This is a genomic window from Pseudoalteromonas carrageenovora IAM 12662 (assembly GCF_900239935.1).
Lineage (GTDB): Bacteria > Pseudomonadota > Gammaproteobacteria > Enterobacterales > Alteromonadaceae > Pseudoalteromonas > Pseudoalteromonas carrageenovora.
This window is the reverse complement of the sequence record NZ_LT965930.1, coordinates 13,363-37,643: the sequence shown is the minus strand read 5'-3', so window position 1 is coordinate 37,643 and position 24,281 is coordinate 13,363. Positions and strand designations below refer to the sequence as shown.

Sequence of the window (24,281 nt, the reverse complement as noted above, 5' to 3'; positions counted from 1 at the left end):
AATAACGAAAACTGAATATATAAAAATAGCGCTAATTAAGCGCTATTTTTATATCTGCATTTTTTATTTAAATTACTTACATCGGCTTTTTTCTTCCAACTAACTCCCCGTTAGCATCGTTTATAACCGCATTACTAATATCTACATGTTCATTATTACTCCAACGAACTGATACATTATTTATCTTTGTACACGTACCTAAACCAATGTGTAGCTTGCTGTTTTCGCTTTGTGAAAAGCCGGCACCTGTTGCGCCTACAACTCGTTTATAAGTTTGCCCACACGCTTTTATAGTCGCAGTAGCTCCCAATGCCGACACACCAGCGTTAGGTGAGTAACCAATATTAGTGACTAAAAAGTTATGCTTCGCGTCTAAAGCTGTGTTATTGGTAAATAAATGCCAACGGCCGCGCTCGTTTGAGTAAATTAAGTCAAGGTCGCCGTCATTATCGTAATCAAAGGCCTGTGCACTGCCCCCTGTTGCTCCAAGTTCAGTTGAAATAACACCATGATTTTTTAAAGCCTCAAAGCCTTTACCTTGCTGATTTAAATACAGTACCTGCTTGTTCGCTTTTGCTGGGTTACCATAACGTAATACAAATAAGTCGCTCCAGCCATCATTATTAAAATCCCCGGCTACAGCACTGGTTGTAGGTTCGCTTAAATTAACATTGAGCTTGGCTGTTGCATCAACAAATTTACCTTGTCGGTTTTCTAATAACACCGCTGGTAATGGCTCAAGCCCTTTTACTTTGGGTGAATTGGTCACTCTTTTAATAACACCAGCGGTCGGCGATTTAGTATCGCCAGCTACTCGCCAAGTATCGTTACCTAAGTAACCTATATATAAACCTTTGTTACTTAGCTTTTTAGGCCAGCCAGCAGCTTGTTCTTTTGTTACCTGTACCGTACGTTCACTACCGCCATGACCCTTAAGTTTTAACGGCTCACTATTTTTACCAATAAACACATTAAAATGAGGATATGCCATTTGCAGGTTTTCTATTTCAAAATTACCTTCGATTTTAAAGTCTTCAAATTTAAATGCTTCGTTACGAGTAAAGAAAGCAAAATTTTGAGATTGAGCATCATAAAAGGTGTGTTGTTCAAATTGATGTTTAGCGCGGGTTAAAAATAAATCGAAGTCACCGTCATTATCAAAGTCGATTTCGGTCATGCTGCTTACATGGCTAATATTGCGATTATCCCCTAGGACAGCCTTACTTTTATTTTTATAACCTAAATCAGATTTACTCTGCGCTACAACAATGTCATCTCCGCCGTAAAAAAATAAATCATCGTGCCCGTCATTATCAAAATCACTAACTAAGGCCTTATATCCAAGCCATTTTGCAGTAGGTAAGTAATCGACAAACTTAAACTGATTATGTCCTTCGTTTTTATATATGTGGTTGGCTCCCTTTTTTTGCTTCTTAAGCGGAAAAGCTGAGAGCATTAAATCTAAGGTGCCACTGTTATTGCCATCTATTAATTTAACCGCACGGCCGCGTGTACGTTCAAAATCATTAAATGTTTCTCCACCTTCAACAGTCCGGTCGTGATTTATTTGAAACGATACAGGTAAACGAGGTTTTAAGCCGCCACCACCGCCTTGAGCAATTATTAAATCCATTCTTCCATCAAGGTCATAATCAGCAACAGCGACGCCGTGAGTGTCGCCTTTAATAATTATCTGAGGTGCTGAAAAGGTATTGTCTTTGTTATTCCAGAAAATTTTTACTGCGTGGGTGTGCTCAGTAATTAATACATCTTGATAGCCGTCTTTATCAAAGTCAGTAATGAGTGCACTATCCCATTTACGTCTCGACAAAGGTTCAAAAGGAATAACATTTTTAGTTTCCGTGAACATATTCCCCTTTGTGAAACTATTTTTGTAGGGGTCAACTTTCATATAGCTGCAACCGCTAAGGACAATACTTGTAGCAATAAAAGTTAAGTAAAAAGTTTTATTTACTGGCTTATAATTATTTTTCATTTCTTTAATCCTTAATTAGCTAATTGAGCCGGCTTTTTCTGCCAAACACGGACATACTCAATTTCAAAATCAACCACGCCATCCTCTTTTTTTCCTTCAGGGCTATTACGCTCAAGCTCCTCTTTGCTGGTCGGTACACCATGCCAAGGAAATGTTTCCTGATCGAGCCATAAAAATAACGGCTTAGTGGCTACATAACCTTTATCAACCCCACGATGCTCTTTAGCCCATGCATCTGCTTGTTCAGCGCTAACTTCACTAAATAACTTACCATCAACATAATACTTAATCCCATCAGCACTCCAATCAATTCCATATACATGAAAGTCATCAGCGACTCTAAATCCTAAGTCTTTGCGCTCTGTATAAGTGGGCTTCCCCATTACCTCTTTATTCCAATCGCGAATTGACCACCATAGTTCACTGTCTATATGGTCTTTTTTCGGGTCAAGGGAGTCTCCAAACAGTTCAAAAAAATCAACTTCAAGCTTTTCACCCATCGACCAAAATGCACTGCTTATTTGCGCATCAGCGGCTTTACTTTTAATTTCTATATATCCGTATTGAAATGATCTGCGGCCAATAAAACACGCTGTTGTTATATTTTCGTATTTAAGTGCATCACCAAAAACAGGTTTGTGAATTTTTTCTTCAAAAGGAAAATCGGGCTCCCAACGGGTCTCAAGTTTTAATTTTCCATCTTCTAAGCGATAGTTATTACCCGAAAACTGCGAAGGTGCTCGCCCTTTCCATACTTTTTTATGTGGCCTATCTGGGTGTTTATAAACGGGTTTGCCGTTTTCTAGTTTGCCTACAATGTACCAACGCTCTTCATCGATGGTACTGCCTTCAAATTCATCACTTACTTGCGTGTTAAGTATCCACTTACCTGTATTTTGCGGATCGCTTAAGGGAAATAGAAATTCATTAGCGAAAGTAGCATTACTGCCGAACGCCACCATACTAAGGACAATTACACTTAGTGATGTTTTTTTTATATGTAAAATATTCATGCTTTTTGTTTCCTACAAAGACAGAGCTAATAATGTCCGGTGAACTTTGCTTCCAAACTAAAAAATCCCATTGTTAAATTAACAATGGGATCTAAATTTAGATACGTCGTTATTTACTGATAAATTCACTAGCGCTTGTAATGCTGCCACCATTACGATTTGTTCCGTCAATAGCATTTTCTCGATAAATAATTGGATTGTTGCGCGTTACATCCCCAGCATTCAGTCCTAGTAGTGAGTAGTCAATATCCGCATCCGCTTGTATAGCAGCATTAACTTTAATGCTGTATCGGCCACCAAATTTTCTATATCGTTTTCTTTGAATATTGTTACTTCCCTCATCTAAGTCCTGTGAAGAAGCTTGGCTAGGTGCTTCTATATTACCGTTTACAGTAAGCGACGGGCGATCATGACGTTTAACTAAGTCGTTACCAACATTGTCTTGAGAATATGACGATACAATGGCAACAGGCGCTATCGGTTGGCCTAACCAACGCGCACCAGACCCATCTCGCGGTAACTTAAATATTTGAAAATTCCCATTAGACGTATTTGACGCCGTATTACGAATACCTTTTCTTGGTAAAAAATAACTGCCTGCGATGGTAATATCTGACTTAAAGTTAACATCGGTAATAATGTGCTTAACCGTACCGCTGATGGTGGTATCAGTAAAATAGCCTCTTGTATATCCTATATCATTTGTATCAGCCCACACTGGCGCACTACCCGAGTCAGCCCAGATTACAAAAGTACTGTTTTTACCCTTTGTGATGCCTTTAATTTTTATGTTTTCGTTTATTTTTGCATGCGGTTTTAAAAATATTGCGGCAAAACCACCAGTGTTACTAATACTATCAAGTACTATATTTCTGTAGGCGCCGTGGCGTGGGCCTGCGCGGTTTAATCTATCTGTTACAAGCCCGCCGCCGGGCTCTATACGTACAGTAATACCACGTTCACCAGTAATGTTTTTAAAGTATAAATCTTCACCACTAAAAGGTTGAATAACGGCATACCCTGTTGCTATTTTTTCTCCACTGATGTCGGCTAAATAACCTTTTTTAGGTATGCGAGAATAGCTTGAGTTAAATACTACATTGCGATTTAAATTAGTACCTCCAGAGTCAGATTGAACACCTGGTTGGCCATTATCGTCTGCGACTAAAAATATATTGGGTGTTTGTGAAAAATTATCCTTTTGGTGCATACGTGAAATAGAAAAGTTTTCAGCATACCCTACTCGTACCATGCGTTTATCTTGAAAAACTGTATTTGTGTTTACATCAATAATAAAACGATCATTCTTTGTGGCATTAATTTTTGGACCCGTTGTTGTTATTTCAATATTTTCTGCTTTGTCTGCATTACCGCCTTTTTTACCAAAATCAAATAAAATATTTTGATTCATTTTTAAAATAGTATCTGGCTCTATTTCAAGTCGCACATTAGAGGGCATCGAAATTTTATTTAATGTGTACGTGCCTTTTTTGATGACTACTACACCACTTACTACTGAAGCAGCATTGAGTGCATTTACAATCTTATTAGTACATTGACCAGGAGCCGATGCACTATTAGTAGTACTGCATTGCCCTGTGTTAGTGATTGTCGCTTCAACGGTATTAGAAATTGTATTGGTGAAATACCCTGGTTTGTTTCCAATTGAGGCCGCATAAGCTGAACTAATCGTCCCGCCCAATAAGCATGTGTAAAGCAAAGCTTTATTTCTGTGTGTTAACATTATTACTCCTTGTTTATTAATAGAATTGTCAGTCATCTTTAGAGGTTACAATTACCTATTGCTAAAACTGAGTAGTAACAATAGGTAATTATATTTGGGTGATTATTGATCGGTGCGAACGACTGCGTAGTCGTCTATTAGTATTGAGTCTCCTGCAGGCATGCCATGCACTTCCCACAAGGTGAACACATCGGTTATTGAGCTCCAAGTAGTGGGAATAGTCCATTCTCGTGTGTTCGTTGTGTCTTCAGTAAATTCAATATATTGCCACTGAGTGGTTGCATCCAGTTCAGCGCTGAATAACCCCGCTTGTGAATAACGCCCTGTAAAACCTTGTGCATCATCAGGAATTCCCTCATAAACCCAAGGCACTACAACATGGCGAAGCGTTATAGGCTGTTCAGGTAGTTGATTTAATTTAACCCATGCTGAAAAGCGATACGTTTTACCTATAGACTCAGCACCACGACCATAATTGGCGCTATACCAATTACGTTGTTTATTCCAAACTTGCTGAGTTGCAAAAGAGTACGGTGTATTCGCTTCACCTTGAGTTGCAGTGCCCGCTGTAATTTCAAGCGAACGGCCATTACCTGACACAGAGGTTGCCGATACACTATAAGTGGCATTCCCTTTATAGGGCGCACCCTCTGCATCTAAATTAAAGTCAGTATTAAAACCTGCGGGGTGTTCAGACACACCCGGCTCACACATTTGGTTATTAACGGTATTTATCGTAATACTTTTTTGTGAAATGAGTGATAAAGGTGTACTTGCTGTATCGCCATCAATAAGCTCAACCGTGACCGTATTTGAGCTGTCTATTGTTGTAGGAGCTTTAACGGCAAGTACTTCTCCAAAGCCACTTTTTGCGGTTAAGCTTTTCGCAAATGAAACTTCATCGTTAAGTGTCCAATCAAAAGTATATTCGCCGCTTAACTCTGCGTTTAATAAAGCCGGTTGCACTTCTATACCGCTTGCTACGCAGATTGGAACGTCCTTGTTTCCGGAAGATGCGCCTAACTCGTTTTTATCATCATTTGTAATTGCAACACTAAAAGCTCCCGTTACTGTAAGCGTGTTGTTAGCTGTTACTTCTGGGTTATCAACACTTGTGGCTGTAATAGTGGTTTCACCAGTATTTTTAGCGCTAATAAGGCCATTTTCATCAATGGTTGCAATATCTTCATCTGCAATTGAGTAAACAAGTGTGGGATTGCACGCGTAACTAGGTATTGCTGATGCAAACACACTTGCCTGCCCACCTACAGGTACTTCTATGGGTGAAATAGTTACTTCAGATACAGGGTCATCAATTGCATTGATGGTTAATTGCAATGTACGGCTAGGCAGTGCCTCCCCTGGTATGCGATTTGCGCCATTATCAATAGAATAGGTAATGTTATAAATAACTTGGCTTGGAAAATCTAAATTTCCATCCGCAATGGGATTACCATCGCCATCTAATGCGCCTCTTATATCGGTTAGGTCGCATTGTCTTAATGCCGCCGAAAACGCATCGGTATTTATAACTAATTTAGTGCTATCGCTTGATTGCGTGAAAGGTGAAATTCGGTGCGATGCAATAGTATTAGCGCTTGTTTGTGGGGTAATGAAATTATTATTAACCACAAACTCTAACTCACTTACGTTTATGGTTGCACCTGACTCAGAGGCTGGTTTACCGTCAATTGTTACGCCTTGCAGTAAATCAATTTCTTGGACTGCGGACTCTTCTTCTAATGTGCTCGTGATCGCTGCGGTATCGATTACAAGTGCTGAATCAGATTTAAACTGAGGATCGTAACCTTCATCCGTTCCGCCGCACCCTGTTAATACTGAAAATAAAACACTGCTAATTGCCGTTTTTATTAGTAAGTTATGTTTCATCTTACTCTCCAAAATTTGTAAAACAGCGCGCCTAACGTGGCTCGCCGCTAATAGTTTCTCAATCAAAAGGTACCGCGAAGACCAACACGGAATTGACGACCTGTTTTCCAAACTGATGCTGTACGCGAAGTAGTTACACTGCCATCTTCAATTGCATTACCTTCATCAAGCACAACCTCTTGCGAATTAGCTTCAAACGCATTACGCGTAAATGAACTTGTGTAATAAATTCGGTTAGTTTCATCAGTTAAGTTAAGTGCCTGAAAAGTTAAGCTAAAGTTTTTATTAATTTTATAACTTGAGCTAAAGTCCAAACGATGGGTTGCCTCTTGCCATGTAGCACCGCCAACTAAACCTCGGTTCACTAACTGCTCCCCGGTGTAGCGACTCGCTAAACGTAATTGAATCCCTTTTTGTTCCCAGTACAGTGTTGTATTTAGGGAGTGTTTTGGAGTGTAAGGTTGTGGTAGTGGTTTTAAAAATATATCGGTATTACCTACCTGCTGACGATCAGATTCTGAATCTTGGTAGGTATAGTTCATGTTTAAACCTAAGCCACCCCAATAACTTGGTAAAAAGTCATAGTTTTGGTTGTAACCTAGTTCAACACCTTTAATATCTGCGCCCTTACCATTGGTTACTGTGGTTACGTTTACAACGTCACATTCAATGCGCCATTGGTCGAAGAAGCCCGCAACTTGCCTAAGTGGCATACAGTCTTCTTCGCTACCGGGCGCTCGATTTTCATCGTAATCAAGCAGTAAGTCTGCTGTTTGTAAATCGTATTCTGTCCTAACGTCTTTGTAGTGATACGGAACAACAACCGTTTCTTCAAAGTCTTTCATATCTTTGAAAAAGAATGCTGCAGACAGCAAGCCTGAATCACTAAAGTACCACTCGAAAGACAAGTCTAGATTGGTTGATTTAAGCGGTTTTAAATTTGCATTACCTGCTGAGCCATTAGCAGAGTCCCATTGCTGCTCAAAAATTTGTGTACGTGGGTTTAATGAATCAAAACGAGGACGCGTCATTGTTCTACTAACAGCGAAACGTGCAATCATTTCGTCGTTAACTGCATAATTTAAGTTTAAGCTTGGTAAATAAGCGTCATGTCCGCCCTTTTTAGTTACCCATGCAACGCGGTCTTGTACTTCACGACCGCTACCTTGTGTTCCTGTAAACGAGGTTGTTCTGTCTAAAAATGGCCAAATTTGTCCGTTACTTGCAAAGTGTGCCCATGCATTAGCTGACGTTGGAACTAAATTTCCGTTGCTGTCGTAAATTAAAGAAGGTAATGCATTGTTAGTTATAATGTTGCCATTTTCATCTACAAACACTTGCTGATTTACACCCAGTCCGGTGTTGCCATCAGCCCCGGGAATTACAAATTGACCCGTTTGGGGATCAACAGGGAAAGTAGCTGGATTAGAGCGGTTATACGCATGAGTGATTTGCCATGCCCAACAATTTTGTAGCTCAGCATCGTTTGCTGGTGTGTAACGATGATCAGGCTGCCCCGTGTCAGATACCCCCATAACAGCAGCAGGGCAGGCATCTAAATTTGTATTTGCTAAACCACGTTCAACTAACAAATTGTACGCATCAACCATTTGTGGAAAACGCGTATAGTTAATACCGCCTACACCAGTTGCTGTTGTGTCATCTTTTACATACCTAAGGCCTAAGTTACCTGTTAGCTTGCCATCCATCAGCTCAAAGTTTGCTTTAAAATAAGCGGCTTTTGTTTCGGTTTCAATATTACGACTACCTGTAATGGTTTCGCGTATACCTACTTCGCCCGCATCTTTACCTGATACAATTTCAAGCGCTTTTTCGGCATCAAGTAACGGCCAGCCATTAAAAAACTGAGCAGAGCGATCTGATTGAATATCTTCACCAAAATTATCGTAAGGATAGGCACTATCAGCCACTATATCGGCTAAGCGAATTGTACCAAGCCCACGTACTTCAAACGCTTGATCGGGGTCTTCTAAATCTATTAAGTCACTGCCATTTGTGGTTGCTCTATTTTGAATAGAGACATCTTTTTTACGATTTGACCACTTAACTCCAAACTCGAGCGACCTAATAAAGTCGCCATCAAGCGCATAGTCAAAATCAACAAAAAGCGACTTGTTTGTATCCGCTAATTTATTTTTACGAAGCACTAAACTTCCTAAGTGATTGTGCTGCATATCATACGGATTAAAACGGCTGTATACCGCATTAGACGTACCATCAAAGGCATCAAAATCGCCCGGTGTAACACCCGTTGAGTAACTACATTCTCCATTAGCGCCACAGTCGTAGCCAACCATTTCGTGGCTGCCATCGGGCATTGACTCAACTATTTGACGACCTGCCGTGCCCCATGTAGCTGTACTAATAGAGATAAAACGATCTTTCTCATCATCATCTGGTGTTTCATCTGTTGTTTTAGAAAAACCAGCACGCACATTCATATTTAGTGAGTCAGTTACCTGGTAATCAATATCAAGTGACGCTACATTAGTATCGATTTCTCTAAGTCCGTAAGAGCGAACAAAGTTACCACCAGTAGAGCGGCTACTTGATTGCTGCAAGGTATTGGTCGATAAATCAACCTCGTTTAATGCTGTATTGTCATCACCGGCATAAATTAGAGGTGTTACAGGCCCCATGTTTAAACGTAGTCGTTGACTGTCGGTTAATACATCCTGCTCCGTGTGGGTAATATCAAGCTGAATATCGAGTGAGTCTGTTGGGCGGTATTGAAACCCAGTCGATACCGATAGACGATCTCGTTGATCATTATTTAATGTAAAATCAATGACCTCACGCGCTAAAACAAATAAATCGCCTTCATGTAATATTTGCGTTTCTGGATCGTAATTATTGAGTGAGCTTAGTGGGTTTAATAGTGCTTCTCCATTCTCGTCAAAAAGCTTATTTCCATCAGCATCACGTTGATTGCCAAGTACCCTGATTGCTTTGCCTGTAACGGTGTCATGTGCTGTACGGCCCGTTACATCATCTAAATCAACAATAGGAATTGCGCCGTTAGCCCAGCCAGTATTAATACGATCTTGTCGCGTTTTTTGTGTATCTTTAGAGGCGGTTATAATAAAACCAAAGGTGTCATCGAAATATTTATCAGAAAAGCTAAAGTTAATGCGTGAGTCATTTTCATCAGAAAATTCGTTATATCGCCCCTCGACCGTAAAAGAGCGTCGTGGTTTATTTAAATCTAAAGGCTTTACAGTACGTAAAACAACACTTGCACCAAGCGAACCTTCATCGTTATCAGCAGAGGATGTTTTAATTACATCAATAGATGACAATATATCTGACGAAAATGAGCTTAAATCAACACTGTTATCGTTAGTAGCGCCCGCACTAGAGCCATCGGTACTTAGCCCGCCAGTAAGTGCGACGCCATTCATTGATATTTGGTTTAAAGATGGTCCGGCACCGCGTACTGATATGCGAGTCCCTTCTCCGCCTTCTTCTTGAATGGAAACGCCAGTTACTCTTGAAAGTGCATCGGCAATGTTTTGATCTGTTGATTTACCTACGTCTTCAGCATGAATTGAGTCACTTACGTTCTCGGAAAAGCGCTTTGCGTTTACCGCTTTTCGTAAGCTACTTTTGATTCCTTGGACTTCAATTATTTCGATATCTTTTTGTAGTTTTATTTTCTCTTTTTCTTCATCTTCTTGTGCGAAAGCAGATGATGAAATAAGCGAAGCAATAATAGCTGCAGAGACTGCTGATAACCTAAAGTTATGCTGCATTGTGTGCTCTCCTGTTTATCGGCATCGTGTGTCTTAATGCCTGAGTGTGATGATGTGGTCAGTTTTTTATTATTAGTTAAGCAATGCAGATAAAATAAATGAACGTCCTGATATCCCAATTTCGTTTCAAAGCGCGGCTTAACTTGCGATCAAGTTAAACATAGGATGTTTACATTTACAAGTTGTTTACTTTAATTTTCACACTTTTGTTTCTTTTTTAAACGAAAAAACCTAACCATATGTTTTTAAAACATTTAAATGCATCAGTGTTTAAGTAAAAGTAACGTAGATATTTTTATTTTTTATACAAAACAAAAAAAGAGACCCAAAAGCCCCATTAATAAATAAAAAATGTTGTTGAAAATGACCAATATTGAGTTATTCAGAAAGAAATTTACGAGGGTTTATAATATTAATTTATGCTCATTAGGGTATTTACAGCTTTCAAAAACTGCCAATCAGCAGTTTTGAAAGCGGTAAACCAAATGTATTACCCATAAATCTAAAGCTCAAACATACACGGCAATACACACGATTTTAATTTAAGCACTTAACTTAAAGTTAAATTAAGCGCTTAGTTATCATGTAACTTAATTTCACTTACTGTATAAGGTTTGCCATGCCCAGTATTGGTAATGCCTGGGCCTGTAAGCAAGTCAAAATTCGACATAAGCAAGGAACCTTTATAATAAATAATATCGGCAGGTTGGTCTAATTCACCATTCTCTGAATTGTTATCGGGGTACGATGCAATAACGGTTACGTTTTGGTTTGTATCAATTTTTATAACTTGATTAGTTAAAAAGCCCGCGGCGTATAAATTCCCTTGAGGGTCTATAGTAAGACCATCAGGTCCACTTCCATTTTGAAGAGTTGCATAGGTACTTTGGCTAAGCAGATTGTTGTTTGTATCAAACGTTAATTTATAAATTAAGTCGTCACCTAGGTTGGTTACAAACAAGTTACCCTGTGAGTCGAACACTAAGCCATCAAGTCCAAATTTACGTTGCTTATTAATTGTTTTAGCCAAAAACAATAAATGCGGATCATCTGTACTGTTAGTCACTAATATATTGGTATCTGTGGCCTTAAAACGATATATCCCGCTGAGAGTCTCGGCCTTATTTTTACTTGGCACCCGCAGTTGAGTTACGTAAATATAGCCATTGTGATAGCGCACACCGTTTGGCGAACTCATACCTTTGGCAACGACTTGAGTGTTAATAACCGTATTATTTTTTAAGGTAAGTTTAAGTAATCGAGCTTTGCCAGCACCTTGGCTATCGGCTACAAATAAGGAGCCATCGGGGGCATAGGCAAGGCCCATAGGACGACCCTTTCCTTTATTATTTGGCCCTGATAACTGAGCTATTTTCGTAAACGTTTTGTCATCGTTAATATTAACCAACACACCCGCTTGTAGCCCTTTATTGGCATAATTAACGCACGATAAAGTAAGCTTTCCTGTAGGAGAGAGAGCAAAAGCGTCTGGAGTTGGACAATAATCAGGGAGTGATGCAAATAAACTCGCACTCTCAAGCAGTGTATTAGCAGTTTTAACAGACGCTAAAGATGCACTTACTCCCCCTTTATTTATGCTTTCATTATTACTTTGAGCCGTGTGGGTACTGCAACCAAACACAGTAAATAAGCACACTAAACACGCTAATTTATTTTTAAGATGAGTGATGTTATTTTTATTCATTATTGTTCTCTTTTACTCTTAATTTTTTGCGAAAAAAAAAGCAAGGCTTGTTACCAAACCTTGCTTTTTACCTCTCATAGTTAACTCTGTTGCATCAAAGATCGGTTACTTTATCTGTCCCAACCTTAGATTTACTTATTACTTCGCCATTGCTGTAACGCACACTTACGTTATCTATTTCGTTGCACGGGCCTAACCCAAAATGAACCACGTTATCAAATGATTGTGTATAAGGCGCGGCATCAGGCGACACGCGTCTTGTAAGGGTTTTACCACAGGCTTTAAGTGTTGCTATAGCTCTAATTGCGCTGGCATTATGCTTAAGTGAATTACTAATACGCAGTAATGCATAGTGATTACTGTTATTTGCTTGATTACTAAATAAGTGCCACTGACCTCTGTCGTTATTCATAATAATATCGACCTGGCCGTCTAAATTGTAATCAAGTACATTTGCGCCTGAGCCTATGGTACCTAAGGTATTTGTTATTAATCCCGAGTGAGTAGCTTGGTTAAATGTGTTATCGCCATTATTTAAATACAGTATTTGCGATGTAGGCGTTACCAAATTGCCTTGTTTAACAACAAACAAATCTTGGTAGCCGTTGTTGTTAAAATCTCCCACACTTACGCCAGTCGTATTTAAATTTGTTTTAATGCCAGCTTTAGCACTCACATCTACAAATTTTTCACTTTCATTTTTAAGCAGTAAATCCGATGGTGCCACTGGTTTTTTATTAACCGTATAGTGCTTAACACCGGTTACAACACCCGTTGTAGGTGAAAAAGTATTCCCCGCCATACGCCATTTATTATTGCCTATATAACCAACATACAAACCTTTATTAGGTTGGGTATCGGCCCAGCCTAGGCCATTACTGCTAACAATATTGACGTTTTGACCACTGTGCCTTTCGCCTTCAAATTTATATTTATAAGTGCCTTCGCCTACAAATACATCTTGGTTTGGATAAGGTGATTGGTAGTTAACTAAATTAAGCGTATCGCCAATAAGTAAGTCATCATATTTAAATGGTCCACGCTTGGTGTAAAAACCAAATGTGTGCCTTTTAGGATCAAAAAACGTATCGCCTGCTTGTAATGGGTTAGCGCGACTTATATATAAATCGAAGTCACCATCGTTATCAAAATCAATTTCGCTGACACCCGTTACATCCATTATTTTATTAGGTAAAACGTTGGCGGTTACGTCACTAAAAGTAAAGTCGCCATTGCCTTTTAAAACACGTAAAGCGCCGTCGCCGTAAATTACTAAATCGTCAATTTTATCGTTATTAAAATCTGTAATAAGGACTTTTTGACCATCTCGATTAGTTTTTGGTAAATCAGTTGCGTGGGTTATATTGCCAGTACCATCGTTTTTATAAATAAAATTACTGGTTTGTTTACCGCTATTAGCCTGCGGGAACCCCATTAGTAATAAATCTAAATACCCATCGTTATTGGCATCAAAAAACTTACTAGTACGCCCACGTAACGTTGGCAGTTTGGGTAAAAATTCGCCGCCTTCAATAATTTCTCTTTTGTTAAAATGAAACAATTTAGCATTGCGTGCGTTACTACCCGAGCCACCACCACGCGATAGCAAGATATCCATTTTGCCATCTTTATCGTAATCGCCTACGCCAATACCGTGCATATCACCCACAATTAGGTCGCGGCCTTTGTCGTAAACGCCTTTATTGTTCCAATACAAACGAATGGTGTAACCATGATCAGTAAGTAATAAATCTGGGTAACCGTCTTGGTCTAAATCGCTTATTAATGCGTTATCCCATTTACGGCGATTTTTGTTTTCTAATTTAATTGCTTGGTGCTGCTCAGTAAATAATGTTTTACCCGGTGTTAGCTGAGCGCCCGCTAGGGCACTCACTTGCTGACAACCGAGTATGCTTGCTCCCATGCATAACAAAGAAACATGCCATACAACTGTTTTTACTTTCATAAAGCCTCCATGAATTTGATAAAACTTACTTAGTTGTTTTAAACGTTTTATCGAATCGTGGCATGGCATCTAATCGCCAGTTCGCACCTTCAGCCGTTTCGTGAAACCATTTTGGCTGCTGGTTATCCCAGCTCCATTTTTCCATTTCACGAACCATGTCGGTTAAGAGTGCTTTATTAGATTTACTTACATCGTGTTTTTCAGAAATATCGTTTTCGATATTAAATAACTGCCACGGTTGCTGGTTAACTTTCAGTGCTTTCCATTGATTTAAGCGTATCGCTGCATCACTGTAACCTTTACGATGACGAAGAGCATAAATAGGCTCATCTTTATGTGGGTTTTCATTTTTAATAAATGCAGGCCACATATCTGTACCATCTAAATGTTGGTTTTCTTCAACTTTAGCGCCCGCTAAAGCTGCAAATGTAGGGTATAAATCAAGTGCCGATACAGGGTGTGAGAAACGCTTGCCCGCAGGTACATGTTTAGGCCAATGAAACAACATAGGTACTCTAAAGCCGCCTTCTTGTGTACTTCCCTTACCGGCTTTAAGTGGGAAGTTATTAGCGCCTTTACTTAATTTGCCACCGTTATCACTCATAAATACGATAAGCGTATTATCATACTGATTATTTTTTTTCAGGGTTTCTACTAGCTTACCCACGCCTCGATCAACTGCGTAAACCATGCCCGCGTATGTTTTACGATCTTTATTTTTTATATTAGGAAACATCGCCATATCTTCATCTTTAGCTTGCAATGGCACATGCGGTGCGTTGTAAGCTAAATATAAAAAGAATGGATTTTTTTTGTCCGCTGCTTTGTCTACAAAATTAACGGCTTCGCGCGATAGTGCGTCTGTAATGTATTCAGTCTCTTTAACCTTTTTACCGTTATGCTCAAGCGGTGTTAGGTATTCAAAAATATTTTTTAAGCCTTGTGCCTTTTGCTTTTTATACTGAGCTTGATATTGGTCAGGAAAATAATTATGACCACCACCTAAAAAACCATAGTATTCATCAAAGCCGCGTTGATTAGGATGATATTTCGGCGCATCACCTAAGTGCCATTTACCAAGAGCACCTGTGAAGTAATTATTTTCGTTTAGTAATTTACTAATAAACTTAGCATCAGTAGGCACGCCTACGTTTGAGCCGCGTGTCGGTAAATTAAATTGTGAGCCAATCTTATGTGGGTAACGACCAGTCATTAACGCAGCTCTGCTTGGACCGCAGAACGGGTGCGCTACGTAAGCGTCTGAAAAGGAAGTACCCGATTTAGCAAGATCATCTATATTTGGGGTAATAATATCTTTAGAGCCATTAAAACCTACATCTGCATAACCTAAATCGTCTGCAACAATAAGAATAATATTGGGTTTTTGTTCACTTGCGTGTATACCCGCAGAGCCAACTAATAGCGCAAGCGATGATAAAGCGCTCAATAATTTTGTGTGTATTTTCATAGTGCCAGTCTCAATTTTGATAATAAAAAATAGTAGGCCAATTAAGGCCCACCAAAGGGCATTACTCGGCTATAAAAAATCTTTCATGTGGTGATTAAATTTAGTTAATGATGGGTCCTCAATACGCTTAAGCTCTCCCGCCATTTTATGCACTAAATCAGTAAGCTGTTTTTTGTATTTAGGATTGTCTATTTGGTTTGTGATTTCGTACGGATCATTTTTTAAGTCGTATAATTCATCGCGGCTGTCGCCAGGGTTCCATACAAACTTCATTTCAGGGGTACGTATAGCTCTAATACCAAACCATCCGCCGTTGTACCATTCGTAGGCATATAACGAAATATCATCTTTACCAGCATCGGCACTATCGCCTTGTTTCATCAATGGTAAAAGTGAACGTCCATCTTCGTCGCCATCAAGTGGTAGTGTCATCCACTGGCGAAGTGTTGGGGCTATGTCGAGCATAGATACTTGGCGGTTAATTATTTTAGGCTCAAGGCTAGGATCACGAATAATAAGTGGCATACGCATTAATTCGTCATACGCGTAGGGGCCTTTGTCATACAGATTATGTTCACCTAGCATACTACCTTGGTCGCCTACTAAAATAATGTGTAGGTCGTCGTATAAACCTTCTTCTTTAGCGGTATTAATGAGCTCGCCAACAGCATGATCTATCATGGCGATAGCCCCATAGTAAAAACTGTGTGCTTTGCGCCAATCAGTTTCAGTCATATGGCTTACATCATGCCAAGGCCACCAAATATCGTCTTGTGCCATTGGTTTGTTTTTACGTTCGATACCAAAATTGGGAGGGAGCTTTATATCTTTGTAGTCGTACATGCTAGCGTAAGGCTCTGGTACTCGGTAAGGCGGATGAGGTTGCTCAAAACTAACAATACCAAAAAATGGTTTGTCTGATTTGGCCGCATTTTTAAGCATTAATTTGCCTTCGTTTACTTCTTTAGCTGTTACTGTATCTGCGTATGTACCCGGAAGCGTTTTATAGTAATCGTGCTTTTCGCCGTTTTCATCGCGCTCACCTGCATTCATACGGGCAACATTTTTTTGTGTACCATAAGGCGTAAAAGGACGGCCATTACGCTCTTCATCCTTATCGTGTCCCCACATAAAGTTAGCACCGCGCAGTGCAGGGCCTTGTGCGCCTAAGTGCCATTTACCTACATAACTAACATCGTAACCTACACTAGTTGCACGTTTAATTACGCCACCTTCACTAAGTGATAACTCCGAAAGACGAGAATGATAAAGCCCCACGTTATCGTCAAGGCCTGTTTTATGTCCCCAACGCCCAGTAAACATAGCCGCGCGAGAAGGCGAGCATAACCCCGTAGATGTCATAGCTTGATCAAAGCGTGTACCTTCATGTGCTAAGGCATCAATGTTTGGCGTCGAAACAGGACCATTTCGATAGGAGAATGTGTCGAATCGCATATCATCAAACAGTAAAATCAGCACATTTGGCTTTTTGGCTTCAGAGTTTTTCAGCCCTGCATCTTTTGCATATAAATTGGGAGCAAATAATGTGCAGCACCCTAACAGCATCACCATTTTTATTTTAAATAAGTTCATGTGTGTGTCCTTTTTAACAACTAAAAATTGCTACGTCAGTGTTTTAGCAATCAGCCTGTACTTTATTATAAAGGCATAAAATTGATTTTAATAATATAAACATATGATGTTTAATTTCGCAACAAATAAATTAAAACTTGGCTAATATTCATACTTCAAAGTTGGTATGAATGTAGATAATAAACACGCATTTCATCATCTACACAAAAGGCATTAAATACTTTATTTGAATGGGTTTTAAGGCTTTCTATTGCTTTAACCACGCTCTCACGTAATCAATTTTCACTAATGTTGGGAAACCTTGTGCAGATTGATTATCTGAAGGATAAAATTGATTACATTTCCCTTTTGTATGCGGTGTTCTTAGGCCCTTATATAATGTTAAGTTCAACTCTTTGAGTATGCCACCTTTTATAACAATATTATGTAGGTCATGGTCCAACTCCTGAAGCGTCTGTTTTTGAGTTAACTTAACTACACCTATTTTAGTATATTGCACATCGCCTTCATTCGTTAAAGTACGATCTATTTTGCTGTACATCCAAAATGCAGGTGATACTCTCGGAAATTTATCCGCCCCCTTTATACATGCCTCATAATATCCGTAACTCCCTGTTGCCCTAGATTTAGCAACTCCCGAAGTGTAAAACAACCTATACTTAGGCACTTTTGTTTTATTACAGCCATCCCAAAACGTTCTTAAATGCATTTCTCGTTTAGTGGTTAGTTTAAATATGCCTTCAGAAACACTGGATTTTTCACCTTTACGGTACCAACCACCATCGTTCTTTGTTTGAAAGTTCAATTTTCAGTATTTTTAATATCAAACTCATCTGAGCGTTCAGGTTGTAATACCCAACTTTCGCTTGGTTGCGCAATATGAGGCATAGGCAGTGCATTAACCCCTGCACTGTACGGGATTGAGCTCAACGATATTGCTATTAGTTTAAGTATTCGCAACTTAATGTATCGTGTTAATTGAAAAGCGAGCACATAGGCATGTACTCGCTAAAAAACTATTTATTGAGCTGTAACTTCAACAAGTAAGACCCCCTCAGAAGGAATGTCAAAGCTGTTGTTCATTTTATTACTCGTCATTAAGTTATTAACATGAATAGGTTTACCATTTTTAAGCGACAGATCAACGGTTGCTGTTGTGTGGCCTAAATTTAAAATATTAACCAAGTAACTACCATTGTCTTGCTTAACAGTGCGCCATGTTGTGGTTTTAAATGACTCACCATTATCTACTTTTACAACAACATCAGGCGTACTACCCGAAACCTCTGCAAGTGCAGTTTGTTTAATGGCTTCAACGTCTGCGTCTTTTGGCATAACAATAAGCTTACCTTTACTGGCAACTAACTTAGCCTTACGCGGGTGCCCGTACTCATCTAAAGACAGGCTTTGCGCTGAGTCTAAAATAACAGTACCGCCTTTATTTAAATACCCTTGAAGCGCTTTAAACTCTTCATTTGTAACAAAATTATTGCGATAAACCAGTATTGCATCCCAGTTGTTATTGTCTTGCTTTTCAATTACATTCTTTGTGGCAAAGCCAAGTGGAAAACCTTCAAAAAATAAATTTTCATAAAGCTCGTAGCTCTTGGTCATATAGTCGTTTGTATTAATTGCTGTTGTTTCAGAGTAAAACAAACGAAGTGGACGACACTGCTCTCTAAGCTTAACAATTTCTTCAGAAAAACTATTAAGATCAAACATTACTTGGGTAACTTCGTTAGTTACATGCGGCTGCATATTGTTAGAACCCGCAAATGCACCGCCAAGACCTGGGTCAAAAAAGTCTAGGTCGCCTTCTAAACGATCCTCTGGTGAACCATCTGGATCACGTGCCCAAAACCAGCCCATGTTGGCATCCATACCAAGTAAAGTTGCAAGCCAATAAACACTACGAACATAACTTGTACGTGTGTCTAAATCTCGCCACTGACCCGATGATAAAAAATGAGACTCTGAATTCACATTAATCTTATTAGGCGCAACTGATTCCATAAAATCATGAAACATAGTGACTATGCCCCAATTATAAGCGTATTTTTCAATCCACTTGGACGATTTACCAGGGCGAATGTTTTCGCTACCGAATGATTTTGCATCGTGCCCAACCATAGTTGTCAATTCAGCTAGAGCTTCGGTATCTATACCTCCAGAACGAGAATCTTCCATGAACATACGAGGCATAATTTTAATATGAGTATCGGCATCTTCATTTACAGAATGCAGTTCGTTTTGAACATACGTAAACCAATCCGTACTTCTATCCATATTATAACGCGTCCAGTCGTACCAAATCGGTAAACCTTTTAATGCCGGATCGATTGGGATTTCTATTGCAACGCTTTTAAAGCTTTTAAAATTAGTATCCCAATTTTCATTAAGCTTATTTATATCGTCCTGATATTTAGTACTCAACCAATTTCTAAATTTGTCTAAAGTGTATGAAGAAATACTTGTCATTTCTTGGAACTTTTGAGTCCAATGACCTTTTTCTGCGTACCAATGTGGTTCGTTAGCAAGTACGAAACCCACCTCAGTTACTTTTTTACCTTTGGTGAGTTCACCCGTTTTACGAATTATCTTACCCCATACTTCACGGGCTAAAGGGTTATCAATATCAAAACCTGTAAATAACGACCGCCCTTTTCTAACCTCTGGCTCTCGTTCTTCAACCCACTGTGGAATACCCATTAGCCAATAAACTAAAAAACCAATGTTAGTATCAGGGATACGCGTTAGCTCTTTCATTAACTCCTCGTCAAAAGTGCCATCCTCTCGAACTAAAAATGAATTAATGGCGCGATCATGATCGACAGGGTATAAATCTTCACCACCATGATAAAGCGCACCTAAATGGTCGTTATAAATATCTTTATTTGTAAGCGGCTGCCCTACCGTTTTTGAAAAATAGTCATATAAAAATATTGGCTTACCATTGCTTACAAACATATTGTCTTTTGCTTTGGTATTTTGCCAATCAACTTTATTTACAGGGCGGCGTTTAATTTCACCTGCAAGCTCTTTAGATAAATCGTTTATACCTTTATCTAAAATTTGAATTACTTTTTTACGTTCAAAATCAGGAAGCTCTTTTGCTAACTTCTCTTTTGTGTCTGCGTAGTAACGTTCATAGCTAAATAACTTAACAACAGCGTCGTAATTGTTTTCATCCCAGTTAGCAAACTTTAAAAACTGTTCTGCAAACCACACAACGCTTTCTTCACGTGTAACATCAATATGCTTATGTTCAGCTTTTGCCATCAACTTCTTAAGTTTGTTAATTTTTAGTCGAGCTGTTTTCTCGTAGCTATTCAGTGAAGCAATAGATGAACTAAGAGTTTCTGTGTCTTTTAACTCTATGGGACTTTCTTGTTGTGAACACGCTGATGTAAGTAAAAATAAGGGGGCTAGTGTAAAGCCTAATAGATGTTGTCTCATGTTATCTCTCGTCTAGAAAGGTTATTTATTAAAAGTATATATTCTGTTTTTTAGATTTATTAAAGACAACATACATCATATGTTTGTATTTGTAATTTGTTTTTTAACATCCAACATGAACTTTTAACAAAAGTATTTAAATTTTAATTTAATAAATATGCAGCGCTCTTAAAAATTTTAATATGACATTCTTTGAACTAGATAATCAACACGATTGTCGTGGCACTTTACAATTGTAATCAAATAATTGAACCTCACCGTCAAATCTGGAAACATACAATGAGGAAGTCATAAGATTAATTTAAAAAATTTAATAAACAGAGAGGTCAGCTTCAAATGATTCGACTATGACGAAGCAAAATTACAAACTTAAAAGATATAAGATCCTAATTAGAATATTTGTAATAAATCTAGAAGTAAGCCGTTAAAAGCCCCCAATGAAAGCGGCGCTTTTAGATTTTTTGATGTATGTTGCTTTGTACTAAAAGGCTTTAGATCAATATTTTACTAAGTATCAGGCTAAAGCGTAAACCGTTTGATGCTTTTCCACATGGTGGAATAACTGAAATACGATAATCACACTCTTGCTTACACGCCTCAATATGTACTTAAGATAATCTGACTTGCTATGTAAGTTTATACGAATAAAAATATAAAGAATGAGTTCGAAACTATCAACACATATAAAAGGTATAAAAACCTTATTATGAAACTTTATAATCTCCTTTAACAGTTAATATAATTACTCTTAGTAAAACTCTGATCCAGAGCTTATAGTGACTGGTTGCTAATTATACTCAATATTATTTTTTTTACTTGGTATTAGAGGTAACCAGCTCTGTATAAAAAAGAAGAAATAGGGATTAAATGAAGAAAATTTCCATCACGATATGAAAAGCCATCTAAATAGACCAATGCGGTGATATTGCTGGAAAGAAATAAATCTAAAAGCGCTTTGATATTCATAATTTACAGTATTGTTTTTAGTAAAACTTGCAGATCAAATTTTTACTAAGTGCTATGCCATAATGCTTTTTAATAGCCATTCCACATTGTGGAAATCTTAATATCACTTCCACATTTTCTTTTATTACACTAGCCGCTGTTAATTCAAAATTAACGTTATGAACTATTAATAAATGAGTTATTTCACATCTGAGAAAGACTCTTGAATATTGAAAACTGGATAAAATATTTCCATGTTCACTAAAATTTGCGAGCAACTCAACTTACAGCTTGTATGGTAGGCGCACGATAAAACCTTAGCCGCTTATTTTTATGGCTATAACCAAAAAAGAAACTCTTCTTATTAGTTTAATCCTATTACTATATGACAATGCAGAAAAAAGCGCGATGTGCCCAACAATATTATAAGACTTAATGAGCTTATCAACTTTCACAGCTGTAATTGTTTGAAATCAATCTATTCTAAAGCTGTAAAAATATCTCAACTAAAATAGTATTTTTAAAGCTACAGAGATTTTACTTAACCTTAGAAAAAAGCGGTATTAGGTAATTAACTAACCTAAAGAAGCTTATTTATTAAGACTCAATAAAATTTGCTTGGAGCTCTTGCTCATCTAGTACCTTGGCTTTTTCCGTTATTTTTTTATTGTGCTTATTCAAGGATAAGATTTCAGCACAGAATGAATCTGAGGGGCAAAGCTCGTATTTATAGTCAACAATATTACCTTCATCATCCTTTATATTATCGATTTCATAGCTATCTAAAATATCGGCCTCAATCAGGTCCTTCATTGTATTAGCCATATCTCGACGAATAGCTGTAAGTCGTGATTTTTTTATATCTTCACTGTCGATGGAGCCAAACTTTATCATGGTTTTTCTTAGTAAAAAGTGATGCGTTTTGCCTACACTTGCATAGCGAAACATATGATAAAGCCTCAAGGTTAGCCATCTGGATAAAGTTCTTTTAAACGATTGAGCACGATTAAAATAATATCCTCTGTAACCAATAGACTCTATTTGCTGCGACATAAACTCATTTAATACAGCAAGACATTTAACCGTTGATTTGCCTTGCTGACCACTAAAATGAATAGAGCTTAAATAATTCATTTTAGACTCACTATAATGCTGCTCTCCCGCTTGATTGGTCACTTGGTATTTAAAGTTGAGTTCACTGCCTTTGAGTATTTGAAGGGCCTGTTTTATTTCTGCAAATGATAGGGTTTGATTAACAGACTTCAGCTCGTTAGCTATTTCTTTAATAGAAAAATATACCGCATATCTGTCGCCCATTTTTCCGGAAATTTTTGCTATTTTTCCTTGGCTAGCTAAACGAATAAGCGCCCTTTCTACTTTTTCTTCTCTATCTGAAGGCCAAGCAAAATAATCTTCATCTTTTCCCACAATCAGCGCAGGGGCTATTTCCAGTTTACCCTCATACATGACCCCTTCTAACTTATCAGAAATACTTCGAGATACGACAACCCGGTTAGGCGCCTCACTAATTTTTACCAGTTTACGTTGATTACGTATAAAACGAGACCACAAGTCATAAGCATTAAAAGTGTTTGAAATAGAGTTTTCAAAGCCCGGCAACGTACTTTGATTATCAATGAAAAGTGACAATTGCTCGACTTGATTTGCATTTTGAATTGTCTTAATTTCGTTTTTAATAGTATCGGGAAGATTACTCAACGAAATGTACTTTGTGGCCATTAAGCAAAACCCTGCTTATTATTATATTTATCCACTAGGTTCTCATAACCCATAGATTACGGCAACTATGAAACATAGAGGAAAATTGATCTGAGTGTAATAAAAATCTAAATACAATTTAACAAAATGAGTTTATGAGTTATCGATATAGATTTTTATATTTTTAAGCTACTTTCTATTACTATAGTTTCAGAAGTCTACTTATTAATTTCAGTAAGCATCTATAGCATTAACATAGAGGAAAACTGATCTATACTGCATAATAAAAACTTGAAGCTTCATCTGTTACTGGTTTTTACATAATAAACAATGATGTATTTAAGACATCTACTTCATATGTAATTAAAGAACATAGAGGAAATCTGAACCTCTTTTTACTCAAGCACACCACTATACCGAGCGTTCAGAATTAACTTGCTTAGCCTCCCCTCTTTCGCAATCAGTTCTTAAAGATAGAGGAATATTGATCTGTAACTCTTTTAAAAATAATATTAGGAAACTTAAGCTAGTAAAATAATATCCATCATGCCCTACGACTACTTCTATGTGAGCCTCAAACATAGAGGAAAAGCGATCTGGATTAATTATCATCGAACACCCAGCATAGAGGAAAAGTGATCTGAGCTGATTTTGTAACCCTCAAATTTATCACCTAACTTAACCATTTAAATATAAATCGATGATTTTTGCTAAACAGACTGTAATTTAAGCATAGAGGAAAATTGATCTGTGATAATTTGGCTGATAACAAATTACATAGAGGTAAAGTGATCTGTGATAATTTGGCTGATAACAAATTACATAGAGGTAAAGTGATCTGAGGCTAATTTATTTAGGCAAAATAGCTTCACACCATAATGCTGTATTGAATATCTACGGTAATAGAGTAGCTACAAATAGTCGATGAAAGCCTACCTTCGAAATAAATTTATGTGGTCATGGAAAAAACTCAATAAAAAACATTGATAACGGGTAAATTAAAAATTCTTGTG

The 24,281-nt window shown here is 38.0% G+C and carries 13 protein-coding genes; all 13 read right to left on the bottom strand.

Going from position 1 to position 24,281, the window contains the following annotated elements; genetic code table 11:
* Positions 1–76: 76 nt before the first annotated feature.
* The 13 genes from ALFOR1_RS20020 to ALFOR1_RS19965 all read right to left on the bottom strand — a co-directional run bounded on the left by ALFOR1_RS20020 (position 77) and on the right by ALFOR1_RS19965 (position 23,289).
* Positions 77–1,870, bottom strand: coding sequence for a CRTAC1 family protein (locus ALFOR1_RS20020; RefSeq protein WP_158657450.1), 1,794 nt, complete (start codon positions 1,868–1,870; stop codon positions 77–79).
* A gap of 137 nt (positions 1,871–2,007) precedes the next feature.
* A complete protein-coding gene (locus ALFOR1_RS20015; RefSeq protein WP_104644284.1) occupies positions 2,008–2,958 on the bottom strand; it encodes a family 16 glycosylhydrolase in 951 nt (316 codons plus the stop codon).
* A 160-nt stretch (positions 2,959–3,118) separates the two neighbouring features.
* Positions 3,119–4,753: a hypothetical protein gene (locus ALFOR1_RS20010; RefSeq protein WP_104644207.1), complete on the bottom strand. Its 1,635-nt coding sequence runs from the start codon at positions 4,751–4,753 to the stop codon at positions 3,119–3,121.
* A 102-nt stretch (positions 4,754–4,855) separates the two neighbouring features.
* On the bottom strand, positions 4,856–6,643 hold the full coding sequence (locus tag ALFOR1_RS20005; RefSeq protein ID WP_104644206.1) for an Ig-like domain-containing protein: 1,788 nt from the start codon (positions 6,641–6,643) through the stop codon (positions 4,856–4,858).
* 62 nt (positions 6,644–6,705) lie between these two features.
* Positions 6,706–10,416 (bottom strand): TonB-dependent receptor, encoded by a 3,711-nt coding sequence (locus tag ALFOR1_RS20000; RefSeq protein ID WP_104644205.1) that lies wholly within the window; start codon positions 10,414–10,416, stop codon positions 6,706–6,708.
* A gap of 574 nt (positions 10,417–10,990) precedes the next feature.
* Positions 10,991–12,121, bottom strand: coding sequence for a Vgb family protein (locus ALFOR1_RS19995; protein ID WP_104644204.1), 1,131 nt, complete (start codon positions 12,119–12,121; stop codon positions 10,991–10,993).
* A 94-nt stretch (positions 12,122–12,215) separates the two neighbouring features.
* On the bottom strand, positions 12,216–14,087 hold the full coding sequence (locus tag ALFOR1_RS19990; RefSeq protein ID WP_104644283.1) for a CRTAC1 family protein: 1,872 nt from the start codon (positions 14,085–14,087) through the stop codon (positions 12,216–12,218).
* 25 nt (positions 14,088–14,112) lie between these two features.
* Positions 14,113–15,555: a sulfatase-like hydrolase/transferase gene (locus tag ALFOR1_RS19985; protein WP_104644203.1), complete on the bottom strand. Its 1,443-nt coding sequence runs from the start codon at positions 15,553–15,555 to the stop codon at positions 14,113–14,115.
* 69 nt (positions 15,556–15,624) lie between these two features.
* Positions 15,625–17,148: a sulfatase-like hydrolase/transferase gene (locus tag ALFOR1_RS19980; RefSeq protein ID WP_104644202.1), complete on the bottom strand. Its 1,524-nt coding sequence runs from the start codon at positions 17,146–17,148 to the stop codon at positions 15,625–15,627.
* Positions 17,149–17,395: 247 nt separating this feature from the next.
* Entirely contained in the window at positions 17,396–17,953 is a 558-nt protein-coding gene (locus ALFOR1_RS19975) for a LamG domain-containing protein (RefSeq protein WP_104644201.1), read from the bottom strand.
* Positions 17,950–18,078, bottom strand: a complete 129-nt coding sequence (locus ALFOR1_RS20640) for a hypothetical protein (RefSeq protein ID WP_255318969.1) — start codon at positions 18,076–18,078, stop codon at positions 17,950–17,952. The genes ALFOR1_RS19975 and ALFOR1_RS20640 overlap by 4 nt, the downstream gene beginning before the upstream one ends.
* 90 nt (positions 18,079–18,168) lie before the next feature.
* Entirely contained in the window at positions 18,169–20,604 is a 2,436-nt protein-coding gene (locus ALFOR1_RS19970; protein ID WP_104644200.1) for an alpha-amylase family protein, read from the bottom strand.
* Between the two features lie 1,542 nt (positions 20,605–22,146).
* Positions 22,147–23,289, bottom strand: coding sequence for a replication protein A (locus tag ALFOR1_RS19965; RefSeq protein ID WP_104644199.1), 1,143 nt, complete (start codon positions 23,287–23,289; stop codon positions 22,147–22,149).
* Positions 23,290–24,281: the final 992 nt, after the last annotated feature.